At 50.9% G+C, this 13393-nt stretch carries 10 protein-coding genes; 6 read left to right on the forward strand and 4 right to left on the reverse strand.

Features of this window, described 5'->3' with window-relative positions:
- Positions 1-50 precede the first annotated feature (50 nt).
- The 3 genes from pabB to J3P35_RS11570 form a co-directional block, all read right to left on the reverse strand.
- Positions 51-1343 carry an aminodeoxychorismate synthase component I gene (pabB, locus tag J3P35_RS11560; RefSeq protein ID WP_210464752.1) on the reverse strand — a complete coding sequence of 431 codons (1293 nt, stop codon included), beginning with the start codon at positions 1341-1343 and terminating at the stop codon, positions 51-53.
- A 235-nt stretch (positions 1344-1578) separates the two neighbouring features.
- Positions 1579-2313 (reverse strand): zinc ribbon domain-containing protein, encoded by a 735-nt coding sequence (locus tag J3P35_RS11565; protein ID WP_210464753.1) that lies wholly within the window; start codon positions 2311-2313, stop codon positions 1579-1581.
- Between the two features lie 7 nt (positions 2314-2320).
- On the reverse strand, positions 2321-3418 hold the full coding sequence (locus J3P35_RS11570) for a Nif3-like dinuclear metal center hexameric protein (RefSeq protein WP_210464754.1): 1098 nt from the start codon (positions 3416-3418) through the stop codon (positions 2321-2323).
- A gap of 60 nt (positions 3419-3478) precedes the next feature.
- Here J3P35_RS11570 and lpxK point away from each other — a divergent pair, with 60 nt between their 5' ends.
- The 4 genes from lpxK to abc-f all read left to right on the forward strand — a co-directional run bounded on the left by lpxK (position 3479) and on the right by abc-f (position 9156).
- Positions 3479-4549 carry a tetraacyldisaccharide 4'-kinase gene (lpxK, locus tag J3P35_RS11575; RefSeq protein WP_210464755.1) on the forward strand — a complete coding sequence of 357 codons (1071 nt, stop codon included), beginning with the start codon at positions 3479-3481 and terminating at the stop codon, positions 4547-4549.
- A gap of 8 nt (positions 4550-4557) precedes the next feature.
- Positions 4558-6504, forward strand: coding sequence for a putative porin (locus J3P35_RS11580; protein ID WP_210464756.1), 1947 nt, complete (start codon positions 4558-4560; stop codon positions 6502-6504).
- A 256-nt stretch (positions 6505-6760) separates the two neighbouring features.
- Positions 6761-7354: a tRNA-(ms[2]io[6]A)-hydroxylase gene (gene miaE / locus J3P35_RS11585; RefSeq protein ID WP_317195373.1), complete on the forward strand. Its 594-nt coding sequence runs from the start codon at positions 6761-6763 to the stop codon at positions 7352-7354.
- A 215-nt stretch (positions 7355-7569) separates the two neighbouring features.
- Complete coding sequence (gene abc-f, locus J3P35_RS11590; RefSeq protein WP_210464757.1) at positions 7570-9156, forward strand: ribosomal protection-like ABC-F family protein; 1587 nt, start codon at positions 7570-7572, stop codon at positions 9154-9156.
- A gap of 131 nt (positions 9157-9287) precedes the next feature.
- On the opposite strand, the gene J3P35_RS11595 is transcribed toward abc-f, so the two are convergent.
- Positions 9288-10559, reverse strand: coding sequence for an asparagine synthetase B (locus J3P35_RS11595; protein WP_210464758.1), 1272 nt, complete (start codon positions 10557-10559; stop codon positions 9288-9290).
- 127 nt (positions 10560-10686) lie between these two features.
- Between J3P35_RS11595 and J3P35_RS11600 the strand changes: the two genes are divergently transcribed.
- Together J3P35_RS11600 and J3P35_RS11605 are read left to right on the forward strand one after the other, a co-directional pair.
- Complete coding sequence (locus J3P35_RS11600) at positions 10687-11922, forward strand: ABC transporter permease (protein ID WP_210464759.1); 1236 nt, start codon at positions 10687-10689, stop codon at positions 11920-11922.
- Positions 11923-12028: 106 nt separating this feature from the next.
- Entirely contained in the window at positions 12029-13354 is a 1326-nt protein-coding gene (locus J3P35_RS11605; RefSeq protein ID WP_210464760.1) for a voltage-gated chloride channel family protein, read from the forward strand.
- Positions 13355-13393: the final 39 nt, after the last annotated feature.

Genomic DNA, 13393 nt, shown 5'->3' on the forward strand with positions numbered 1-13393 from the left:
ACGAACATCCCGGTAGTCCAGAGCAAAAACAGGTTCAGTACCAAACAGGCCTAAGGCTTCTCCAGCACGTTCCTGATGGCGGCAGCTTTTAAAAGGCATTCCTGGTATTCCTGCTCCGGGTCTGAGTCATAGGTGATGGCGCTTCCTACCTCAAAGGAAAGGTAACCCGTATGGGCATTGTACTGCAGGCTACGGATAACCACATTGAAGTCAAAATCCCCGTTGGGCAGGAAATACCCGAAGGAACCGGAGTAAAGGCCACGCCTGATTTTTTCGTACTGCTCAATCAGTTCCAGCGCCCTGATCTTCGGGGCCCCTGTCATGCTACCCATCGGGAAGGTCGCTTTGAGAACTTCCACGGCATTCACGTCTGCTGAGATCTGGCCAGTCACGGTGGAGATCATCTGCCAGACGTATTGGAACCCGTACATGCCAAACAGTTCCTCTACCTGAACGGTACCGGTCTGGGCCACCCGATTCAGGTCATTCCGCACCAGGTCCACGATCATCATGTTCTCGGCCTGTTCCTTCTCGCTCGTCGCCAGAAGGGTTCTCTGGCGTTGGTCGTCAGCAGGAGTGGAGCCACGGCGGATGGTGCCTTTGATAGGCTGGGAAATGAGCAGGTTGTTTTTCTTCTTTAAGAATCTTTCCGGGCTGGCACAGAGCAAGTAACGATCATCTAGTTTAAGAAAGCCTGCGAATGGGGTAGGTGAAGCTGCGTTCAGTTTCCAGAAGAGGGGGAGTGGGTTCAAGGAAACATTTTCGGCGTAGAACTCCTGGCAATAATTCACCTCATACACATTCCCTTCAAGGATGTGCTGGCGCAGACTTTCCACGTCATGCAGGTAATTCTCCCGGGAAACCCGCGGTTGCGTTCTGATGCTGTTTTGGGAAAAAGTGCCGGAAAACGGAGTGCGTCCGATGGCTTTGGCAATGGCCTCCGGTTCCTCTACGCTGGAGTGAATGGTCACGGAATCCTCGCCCCAGAGAAGCCAGGTCTCTGGATGGAAAAAGTACAGTTCCGGAAATCCTACGTAATCTGGGTGCTGGCTGTGCAGTTGCTCCAATCCGTTTTTCAGATCGTAGGTCAGGAACCCGAATAACGGGGTATCTCTCTCCTGACTAAGATTTTCCTGCAGCGCAACCCAGGATGTGATATCCCCGGGACTTTTATGCCGGCGCATGCCCAGCATGTTTGCAAAAGCGCCGTGCCGATAAGGTATGTTGTTGGGTTCATAGTAGGCCACTACCTCATGCTGCCGGGTTGTCCAGGCCAGGGCTTGCTGTTTCCATTGGAGAACAGAAACCGGGAGTGAGGCAAAAAGCAAAGTCAACTGGTGCATGGTGGCAACGGAAAAGAAATAAGGCGACAAATATAAGGATATTCTCCGTGGTGGTTTGCTGCCTGCTTTGGTGCCAAACCAACCTTAATCCTGTTTAAAGGCGGTTTTCGGGAAAACAGGGCACAAACGCAGCATTGAATAAATACACCATTTGCCTGGAGAGAATTGGAAAGAGAGCATAAAAAAAGGATGGTAGTCACACCATCCTTTTCACTATATAAACCAATTTGTCTGTTTACACGATAGCTTTCTGCTCCACATCGGCCAGGATACGGCCGCAGTGCTCACATACAGTAATCTTTTTGTGGGCAGCAATGTCAGACTGACGCTGTGGGGGAACGGTGTTGAAGCATCCGCCGCAGGCATCGCGCTTCACGGTTACCACGGCCAGGCCGTTACGTACGTTCTTCCGGATCCGGTTGTAGGCGAAAAGAAGGCGCTCTTCAATATGCTTCATGGCCTCTTCCTTCTCCTCATTGAGCTTGCGCTCATCTTCCTCGCTCTCGTTCACCATCACCTGCAGCTCGGCATTCTTGGTGTTGAGGTCTTTCTGGCGCTCCTCCAGGCGGTTTTTGGTTTCCTGGATTTCCTGGTTTTTCTGCTCTATCTGGAAATTAGCCTCGCGGATTTTTTTCTCGTTGATCTGGATTTCCAGTTTCTGAAGTTCAATCTCTTTGGTGATGGCGTCAAACTCGCGGTTGTTACGCACATTCTCCTGTTGCTCTTCGTATTTCTTGATCAGTTTCTCAGCGTCTTTGATGCCTTGTTTGCGGTTGGCAATTGCTTGGTGCAACTCAGCGATCTCGTCATCAAATTTGCTTACGCGTACTTGGTAGCCGGCAATCTCATCTTCCAGGTCACGAACCTCTTCCGGTAGGTCGCCTCTAATTTGTAGAATCTTGTCCAATTGAGAATCTAAGCTCTGAAGTCTTAGAAGTGCATCTAACTTACTTGCTACAGTACTTTCCATGTATAATTTAGCTGTGTCTTACGGGATTTGTGTCAGTGTATGACAAATCAACCGCAAAATTAGGAAAAGATTTTGTAAGTATATCATAAAAAAGCTCCTTCGTATAAACTTCGCTTTCGTAGTGTCCCACGTCTACCAAAGCCATTTGGTCGGTGGCTTCAAAGAACTCATGGTACTTCAGGTCGGCGGTGAGGAAAATATCAGCATTAGCTGCTTTGGCCTGGCGGATGAGGAAACTGCCGGCCCCGCCGCAGACTGCCACCCGCTTGATGGGCTTCTGCGGCCAAGCGGTATGCCGGAAAGTTCTAATATTCAACTTCTCTTTCACGTGCCGCACTAATTCCTCAGGGGATAGCGCATCTTCCAGTTCACCCACCATGCCGGCGCCTACTTCCTGGTTCTCGTTCTGCAGGGCCACCAGGTAATGCGCCACTTCCTCATAGGGGTGCGCCTTCATTAGGGCTCGCATGATCTGGTTTTGCTTGAAGGTGGGGAAGATCACCTCAATTTTGTTTTCAATGGTTTCCTCAGTCTTACAAGGCTCCCCAATGTGCGGATTGGCCTGCGCCGAGGGTGTGAACCGGCCCGTACCCGTGATCCGGAAGCTGCAGTCGGTGTACTCGCCAATCTGTCCGGCCCCGGCCTGATGCAGCGCGTCCAAGACTTTCTCGGTGTCATCAAGGGGCACGTAGGTCTCCAGTTTGGTCAGGAGCTGGGTTTTGGGCGAAAGCACTTTGGGGTTCAGGATGCCCAGCTTCTCGCAAAGCTTGGCGTTGACGCCGTTGTGCACGTGGTCCAAATTGGTGTGGCAGGCGAAAATGGCCACCTGGTGTTGCAGAGCCTTGAGCAGGATGCGTTCTACCGGGGTTTTGCCGGTGAGGCTTTTAAGCGGTTTGAAGATAACTGGGTGGTGGGCCACTATAAGGTTACAACCGCGGTCTACGGCCTCCTGCACTACTTCCAGGGTACAATCCAAGGTTAACAGTACGCCCGTCAGGGTTGTCTCTGGGTCCCCGATCTGCAGCAAGGCGTTGTCATAAGATTCCTGATAAGCGGGAGGCGCATACCGCTCCAGCATCTGCACCACTTCTTTTATCTTCGTCATTCTATAGGTTTAAAGCCGTTGAGGGCAAAGAAAGGCAAAATTCATGTACTTTTGTTCCTTATGCCCGCTATACCGCATCTGCTTCCTTTCCTGCTTTCTCCGTTCGCATTGGTCTACGGGGGCGTTGTGCGGCTGCGTAACCTGCTATACGGTAAGGAGGTGTTCGCTGTCTATGAGGCACCCATCCCAGTGATCTGCGTGGGTAACCTGAGCGTGGGCGGCACGGGTAAAACCCCGCAGGTAGAGTACCTGGCCCGCCTGCTGCAACCCCGCAAGATTGCCCTCCTTAGCCGGGGCTACAAACGCACCACCAAAGGGTTTGTATTGGCAGACGCCAAGGCCACGGCAACTACCTTGGGCGATGAACCTTTCCAGTACACCCAAAGCCTGCCGGGCGTCATTGTAGCGGTTTGCGAGAAAAGGAAAGTGGGCATTCAACGTTTGTTGGAGCTTTTCCCGGATCTAGAAGTGATTTTACTAGATGATGCTTTCCAGCACCGCGCGGTGAAGGCCTCCAGGTATTTGCTGCTGACGGATTACAATCGGCTTTTCACCCAGGATTACCTGCTGCCCGTAGGGCGTTTGCGGGAACCCAGAACCGGGGCTGATCGGGCTCATGCCGTGGTAGTGACCAAATGCCCAGATGCGGTTTCCCTGGAGCAACAAGCCCAAATCAGGAGGCAGATTCAGCGTTATACTTCCCTAGAGACACCCATCTTTTTCTCGCAAATAGTCTACGGTGCGGCTGTACCTGTTGGGCCCGTAAAAACGTTAGGGAAAAGGTTGATCCTGGTGACCGGCATCGCCAATGCCCGGCCGCTGGTGCAGCACCTGGCCCAATCTGGTTTTGAACTGGTGCGGCACTTTGAATGGGCAGACCACGCGGCCGTAACCCGGGAGCGGGTAGAAGAGGTGGTGACTTATTACCAAACTTTGCAGGAACCGCAGGTAAGTATTTTGATGACGCAGAAAGATGCCGTGAAATGGCAGACGCCTGAGCTAGAAACCCTCTGGCATGGGCTCCCGGTATTCTACATGCCTATCACCAATTCATTTGCCGCGCAGGAACCCTCATTTGATGAAACCATGAGCGGATGGGTACTTCCATCTGGTTCAGATTTTAATTCTTAATTTTGGACGTGACTTATAAGAAACTTTTAGCTGCGGCTTTTCTGGTTTGGCTGGGTACCTTTTTCCCGGCATCTGCGCAAATCCTCAATGATTCTACCAAAGCCATCTATGGCTCGGCAACCACCAATGTGATCTATGAGGCAGATATTTTCAAGGGGAATCTCAAACCATCTCGCATTGACACGTCTTTAACCAACCTGCAGAATTTCCGGCATTGGTACTATGACACCACCCTTCAGCAGAACTTGGGCAACGTGGGTACGGCTTCACAGCCGCTTTTCTGGCGCATGCCTACTAAACTGGGTAACCGGTTAGGCCGAAACGCCTTTGATCCCTACGTGGTAAACCCCAACACCTTGCCATATTATGATACCAAGTCGCCGTTTACGTTCCTGAACTACATGCAAGGTAGCCTGGGTGAGTCAATCTTCCGGGCCAAGCACACGCGTAACGTTACAGCCAACTGGAACGTGGGCATTGGTTATGAGCGGGTAGGCACAGAACGTCAAATTGGTGCTTTCAGCAACCGCAACGGCATGATCAGTCATTACGGCATTCAGGCTTTTACGCACTACTTCAGTAAGAATGAACGGTACCGTCTCATGGCCAACTTCAACCAGACCAGCCATGAGCAGATTGAAAGCGGCGGCATCAGGCCGCAAGTAGGTGATAGTGTAGACAACCTCTTCGACTATACCGATGAACCGGTTTGGCTTCAGAAAGCCGCTACAAATGAAAAACGCGCCGATTTCCACGCCACACAATGGTACAAGCTCCTGGGCGCCGGTCTGCAGCTGTACCATACGGTGGATGTGAATTCCCAGAACAATGATTACTCTGACCAGGAGTTACCCTATGACTCCGAAGGAAACAATCGGGTCCTGAAGTTTTATCCCCAAACCCTGAGGGATTCCACCCGCACCTATGATGATTCTTACTTCAAACAGCTGGAGAACACCTTCGGGGTGATGGGCAGCACCAAATATTTTGTGTACCGTGCCTACGCCAAACGCCGTGACGGTTCCTATAAAGTCACCGCAGAAGGTGGTGATTATATTGATCAGCCAAATGGTGAGGATAATTGGGTTTATTACTTGGACCAGGAGAAAAGAACCATTGCGGATAACTTCATTGGCGGAGATGCTCAGTTCCGGCTCAAAAACGACATCTATGTTAATACTGATGCTGAGTTCCAGATTGGCGGCGGCGATTACCGCCTCAACGCCCAGGCCCGTTATAAATTCCTGACCCTGCGCCAGACCCGCACTTCTTACTCCCCATCGCTTCTGCAGCGGGTGTTCATCAGCAACCATTTTGAGTGGTTCAGAGATTTTGAGAATACCCAAGCTACCCAAACCGCAGCTTCTCTGGAGGCGGGCTACAAGGGCCATTACCTTAACTCGCAGCTGCAGTACACCAACCTGCAGAATTACGTTTACTACCAGGACTCTTTACAGGGCAGGAAAACGGTTTGGGCCACGCCGGCGCAGGAGACCAGCGGGATCAACCTGGTGCAGGCTAGCGTGCGCTATAAATTCAATGTAAAATCCTTCGTGCTGGACAACACCGTCTACTACAACAAAGTATCGGGGCCGGATGTGATTAGGATGCCGGAATGGTACGTCAACTCCAAGGCCTATGTGCAGGGACCGCTTTTCAAAGGTGCCATCAACGTGCAGACTGGGGTGGAGATGAACTGGCACTCCAGCTACTACGCCGAGGGGTACATGCCCGTGACCCAGCAGTTCCACCTGCAGAACACCTTCCTGGTTACCCGTTACCCCACCCTGGACCTGTTCCTGAACACTGACATCAAAACTGTTAACCTGTTCCTAAAGCTGAGTAACCTTAACACCGTGACCAGTGCCTGGGAACAAGGCTACTTCACCACGCCTTACTACCCAGCCAACCCCTTCAGCTTCATCTTCGGTCTGCAGTGGAACTTTTACGACTAAGTTTTTCAGATTTGAAGATTGGGCAATTGGGAGATGTGGAGATTAGAAGATTTGAAGATGTGGAAATAATTAGATGGCTTTTTCTAACCTAAATCCGTCTGGCCTAGCTTTGTTTTTGAGCCGTTTATATAAAATATGCTTTAAAACATCAGGCCTTCATAATTTAACTTCTGATCCGAGAAACAAACACATTTGAGTTAACCAATCATCCTGCATCTTCTAATTTCCAAATCTTCTAATTTTCAAATCAACCAAAGTGGCCAAGTCAATTCTTAAACTTCAACTACCCACCGATCCCCGCTGGGTGAACATCGCGGAGATGAACATCCAGGATATTCTGGTGGACCATGCGTATTGTGAGCAGAAAGCCGCCACCTCAGGCATTTCCCTTATAGTAAAGTACCCAGACAAGACGAAGCTGGTGGAGGAGATGACTGCCCTTGTGGCCGAGGAATGGAGCCACTTTGAGCGGGTGTTGGAGGAGCTGAAAAAACGTGGTTACGAGCTAGGCCGCAACCGCCCCGATGAGTACGTGGTGCAACTGAGCAAACACATCCGGAAAGGAGACAAACGAGAACGTCAGCTCATGGACCACCTGTTGGTCAATGCCCTCATTGAGGCACGTTCCTGCGAGCGTTTCAAGCTGCTCTGGAAGAACCTCAAAGACGAGGACCTGCAAAAGTTTTATTATGAACTCATGGTCTCAGAAGCCGGCCATTACGTGAGCTTTGTGAAACTGGCCAAAGAATACATGCCCAAAGAAACCGTAGACGCCCGCCTCCAGGAACTACTACAAATTGAAGCAGACATTATCGCCAACCTGGAGCACCGCCCAGACAGGATTCATTAAACTAGATTCGGGGGAAGAATAGGGGATGAACTTTTAGAAATACCTAACAGATTTAATGAACAATAGGGGCAAGCCGTTGTAAAATTGTCTCTATATTTGCCAGCACACCATTAGCCACCTCCTACAGATGTAATAAACAATTTCTTTCAGAAGTGTGAAAGCCACCAACTGCTTAGCGGTTTAGGGGGCTGTTTTTACCATTTAAGAAAGAAATCATGTTGATTTTACAGAACATCTCCTACACTCATCCCAATAAGGATTTACTGTTTTCTGATATAAATCTGACAGTAAATGCCCACCAGAAAATCGCTTTAATCGGGAATAACGGCTCAGGGAAGTCTACGTTGCTGCGGATTATCGCGCAAGAACTAAAGCCTTCAGGCGGACAGGTACAGGTGGAGGCTGAGCCATACTATGTGCCTCAGGTATTCGGGCAGTTCAACCAACTCACCGTCGCTCAGGCATTAAGGATAGAACCCAAATTGAAGGCCTTACACGAAATCCTGGAAGGGAACACGTCTGAAGAAAATTTCCATCTGCTGAACGATGACTGGACGGTTGAAGACCGATGCCGGGAAGCGCTGGATTCCTGGCAGCTTCATGAGGTGGAATTATGCCAACCAATGGAAACCCTGAGTGGCGGGCAAAAAACCAAAGTGTTTCTGGCCGGTATTTCCATTCATCAACCCGAACTGGTTTTACTGGATGAACCCAGCAACCACCTGGATGTGGCCGGCCGTGAACTGCTCTACAACTTTGTGCAATCCACCAAAAGCACCTTGCTCATAGTAAGCCATGACCGGAAACTCCTGAACCTCCTGGACACTGTATGTGAATTAAGTAAGCACGGGATTAAGGTGTACGGCGGTAACTATGATTTTTTTGCCGACCAGAAGCAGATAGAAAGCGAGGTGTTGGGACATGACATCCAAAGCAAAGAAAAAGCCCTCCGGAAAGCCAAAGAGAAGGAACGCGAAACCTTGGAGCGGCAGCAAAAACTGGACAACCGGGGGAAAGGAAAGCAGGAAAAAGCCGGAGTGGCTCGCATCATGATGAACACCCTCCGGAACAACGCCGAAAACAGTTCCTCCAGATTGAAAAGCGTACATGCGGAGAAGATCGGCGGCATATCCCAGGAATTACACGAGCTGCGTGCTGCCTTACCAAACATAGACAAAATGAAGTTCGGCTTTGACTCTTCGGGGCTGCACAAGGGCAAAGTCCTGTTCTCCGCAGACAACCTTAACTTCAGCTACGGCCAAAAGCCTCTTTGGCGAGAAAGCCTTCAATTACAGATCACCAGTGGCGAACGAATTGCTTTGAAAGGGCTAAACGGATCAGGAAAAACAACTTTGATTAACCTTATCCTCGGGAATTTACCTGCCCAAACCGGTAATGTTTTCAGGGCGGTGAACAAAGCCATTTACATTGACCAGGATTATTCTTTGCTCAATGACAAACTCAAAGTTTACGAACAGGCCCAACAATTCAATACCACTGCCTTACAGGAACATGAAATTAAGATAAGACTAAACCGTTTTCTGTTTACCAAAGAAGACTGGGACAAGCCCTGTGGTACCTTAAGCGGGGGAGAAAGAATGCGGCTAATGCTTTGTTGCCTGACAATCAGCAGCCAATCACCGGACCTGATCATTTTGGATGAACCCACCAACAACCTGGACATCCAAAACATTGAAATCCTAACCGCCGCCATAAACGAGTACCAGGGAACCCTTCTGGTTGTATCCCACGATACTTATTTCCTGGAGCAGATCCACATTGAGAGAACCATTAACCTTTAGATAAGCAAAGAAGTAATTTCCACCTCTTTAAATGCCTGAGGGGTTTAGAAGCCATTTTCAAAAAACGGCCTCCAAACCCCTCAATCATTTCTCAATCTTCACATCTTCAAACCTTCAAATCTCCAAATATATTAGGTCTTCTGTTTCTTCTTCTTGGCGGCCGGGAACAGGATATTGTTCAAAATCAACCGATAGCCGGGGGAGTTGGGGTAGAGGGAGAGGTCGGTGGGTTCCTCTTCCACAAAGTGTTGGTAGTCCTCTGGGTCGTGGCCACCGTAAAAGGTCCAGGTGCCTTTCCCGAAGGTGCCGTGGATGTAGCGGGCCTCGTCTATGGACTTGGTCTCGCCCATGATCACCACCTCAGATTTGATCAGCTTTTTCTTGAAACCAGTGGTTAAGCCCATGAACCCTTTAATTGTTTTCTCGTGGTTCTGGGTGAGCATGGTAGGAATGGGGTCCCACTTGGCGGAGTAGGTGAAAAGCTGGAAAAAGTCATTGTTCTCGCGCAGGCCCCGTTCCAGTTGGGAGTTGTCAATGTTGGAAAACTCTGGGTGGTAAGGGTCTCTTATTAGCGTGAAGTCTTTAAAAGCAAAGGTGTTGGTGAAGTTCAGCTTCTGTTGGGCTTGAGGATCGGCGGGGTCGCCGTCAAACATGTTCTCGGTGATGTCCAGGCCCACGGCGGCCAGGGCAATGTCATAGGTATCGGTGGCAGAGCACATGGCAAACATAAAGCCGCCGCCCGCGCAGAAGTCCCGGATGCGCTGGGCTACCGCGCTTTTCAGCTGTGGCACTTTGGCAAACCCGAACCGCTTGGCAATGGCCTCAGATTCCCGTTTCTGCTCAATGTACCAGGGTGCGTTCCGGAAAGCGGTATAAAATTTCCCGTACTGACCAGTGAAATCCTCATGGTGCAGGTGCAGCCAGTCGTACTTGGGTAGTTTGTCTTCCAGGATCTCGGGGTCATAGATGATGTCGTAGGGGATCTCGGCGTAGGTGAGCACCAAAGTAACGGCATCGTCCCAGGGCTGTTTGGACTTGGGCGAGTACACCGCAATCTTGGGCGCCTTCTCCAGTTTCATCACGTCCATGTTAGACTCCGGCGCTGCAATCTCGGTGAGAATCTGGCTGTACTGCGCGTCTGAGATGGTCTGGTAACTGATGCCCCGCACCACCAATTCATTTTCCAAGGCGGTGGCCTGCTTCATAGCAAAGGCACCGCCTTTGTAGTTCAGGAGCCATTCAACCTCTACTTGCCGCTGCAGGGCCCAATATGCTACCCCATAGGATTTTAAGTGGTTCTTCTGCGTCTTGTCCATGGGCAGGAGCAGGTAAGAAGCCCAACTGGCTGGCGCAATAGCCATCAGCAGAAGCAGAAGAAATAAATTCCGGCACAAATTCTTCATCAGTAATCGGTTTGGAACGAATTTAAGAAAATAGGGCAATAAACGGGAAAACCATTACTTTTATATCAGTAAGAAAGCGCTCAGTTGTACGACAGATAGTAGACTGGGTACTGGTTACAGAGAAAACATGGATCTTGTAGAAAACACGAAAGAAGGCTTCCGCTCCATCCAGGGCAATTTGCTTAGGACGGTGCTCACTGCCCTGATCATCTCCATTGGCATAATGTCTTTGGTAGGTATTCTAACGGCAATTGAGGGCATCAAGTATTCCGTTTCCAGCACATTTTCTACGTTGGGGGCCAATTCTTTTGATATAGAGAAAAAATGGGACGGGGGCGGACAGCGGGGCGGCCGTCAGAACAAAGTGTATCCCAACATCACTGAGTTCCAGGCCCGGCAATACAAAGAACTCATGGCCGATAAAGCCCGGGTGAGTTTGTCTACCTGGGTGAGCGGGAACGTCTCTGTGAAAGCGGGCAGCATCAAAACCAACCCTAACATGAGTTTGATAGGGGGAGACGAGAATTACCTGGTGAACGAGAACTATGACCTGGAACTGGGCCGGCCTTTCTCTAACCTGGAGATTGAAAGCGGCGCCCCTGTGGCCATCATAGGCGAGGAAGTAGCCGACAAGCTGTTCCCCAAACAAAGCCCCGAGGGCAAGAGCATGGTGCTGATGGGCCGGAGGTTCAAGGTCATTGGCAAAATCAAAAGCACTGGCGGAGGCCTGGGCGGGGGCGGAAGCAATCGCCGGATCATCATCCCCCTGGAAACCGCCACCCAGATTCCCACCCCAGAACCATTAACGTATGAGATCAAATCTGCTATCCTGAACGGGAGCAGCCTGGCATTTGCCATGGAGGAGGCAACCGGTATTATGCGCAAAGTACGGCAGGACCGGCTAGGTCAGGAAGATTCCTTCAGGATAACCCGCAGCGACTCTGTGGAGCAGGAGTTAAACAAAATCACGGGTTACCTGAAAACCGGCGGCTTTCTGGTGGGTTTCATCACCTTGCTGGGTGCCTCCATCGGGTTGATGAACATCATGATGGTGAGCGTAACCGAAAGAACCCGGGAGATTGGCATCAGAAAGGCTTTGGGCGCCACTATAAAGCAAATAAGGCTGCAGTTCCTCATTGAGGCCATTGTTATCTGTGTGCTGGGGGGGATTGTAGGCATAGTCCTAGGCATTCTCATGGGCAATGGCATTGCCATGCTCATAGGCAAGGGCGACTTCTTTGTGCCCTGGCTTTGGATGATTGTGGGTATGGCCATCTGTATCACAGTAGGGCTGGTTTCTGGTTACTACCCGGCTTACAAAGCCTCTAAACTGGACCCTATTGAATCTTTAAGATACGAATAGCAAAAACCAGCCTTGGGGTAAGGACATTACAAAGAAGCTGGCGCCTTTTTCCTTTCTGCCGCGAGTGGAATAGCCGGACCTGGGAGGGAGAAGCAATTGAAGTAGTATGACTTTTTTCAAGAAGCCCGTTTTCTCCTTTTCCTCATTCTCCGGGCGTTCTTTTCCCCTGGATTTTTTTATCAATTCAAAATACCTGTTCCGCTGGCTGGGTCTGGCTTTGCTGGTGGGCATTATGGCCGGCAGCGCCTCAGCCTTGTTTCTGGTCTTGCTGGATTGGGTCACCCATTACCGCGAAACCCATACCTGGATCATCTGGCTTTTGCCCGTGGGTGGCTTCTTGGTAGGTTATGCCTACCACAAGTGGGGCCGCGAGGCAGAAGGCGGCAACAACCTGCTTTTGCAGTCCATTCAAACGCCTTCCTCCAATAAGATCCCCTTGGTTATGGCACCATTGGTGCTTTTTGGCACCGTACTTACACACTTGGTGGGTGGCTCGGCGGGTCGGGAGGGAACGGCCGTGCAGATGGGCGGCGCCCTGGCAGATCAACTCTCGCCCATATTCAGGCTTCGGCCGCGGGACCGTAAAATGATATTGATTTGCGGGGTGAGTGCCGGCTTTGCCTCGGTGTTCGGGACGCCGTTGGCGGGAGCGGTGTTTGCTTTGGAGGTTTTCCTGTTGGGGCAACTCCGCTACAATGCACTGCTACCTTCTTTTCTGGCGGCCATCATCGCCAATGCGGTTACCTCAGCATGGGGTGTTGGGCATACAGTTTACCCGGTAGTGGAGGTTCCACCCATGACCGTCTGGACTTTAAGCGCGACCTTGCTGGCTGGCATCTGTTTTGCCTTGGCGGCCCGGCTTTTCTCGCTAGCCTCCCATGCCGTGGGTAGCACCTTCAGGAAATATGTATCTTATCCGCCCCTACAGCCGGTGCTTGGAGGTGTGATACTTGCGGTGGTCATCTGGGCTTTGGGTACTACCAAATACATCGGGTTGGGGATTCCTACCATTTTGGCGTCCTTTTCAACACCGCTGCCTACCTATGATTTCTTGCTGAAGCTGGCGCTTACTGCTTTTACTTTGGGCTGCGGCTTTAAGGGTGGGGAGGTAACGCCATTGTTCTTCATCGGGGCTACTTTGGGGAACGCGCTTTTCCCCTGGCTTCCTTTGCCGTTGGAGTTGCTGGCGGCTATGGGTTTTGTGGCCGTATTTGCGGGCGCGGCCAATACGCCGCTGGCCTGCCTGCTTATGGCCATGGAATTATTTGGGGGCAGCTGTGGCCTCTATGCCGGATTGGCCTGTGTGGTGGCTTACCTCTTCTCGGGCCACACCGGTATCTATGGGGCACAGGTGGTGGAGAACAGCAAACACCCGTACTACGCCAGAGAGGCAGGAACCCGATTGGCGGGGATCAAGCGCCGCCTCTTCTGAGCCGTTATTCTCAAAAGGAAACAAAAAAGCCTGACCGAA

It is taken from the genome of Rufibacter roseolus, assembly GCF_017916365.1.
Lineage (GTDB): Bacteria > Bacteroidota > Bacteroidia > Cytophagales > Hymenobacteraceae > Nibribacter > Nibribacter roseolus.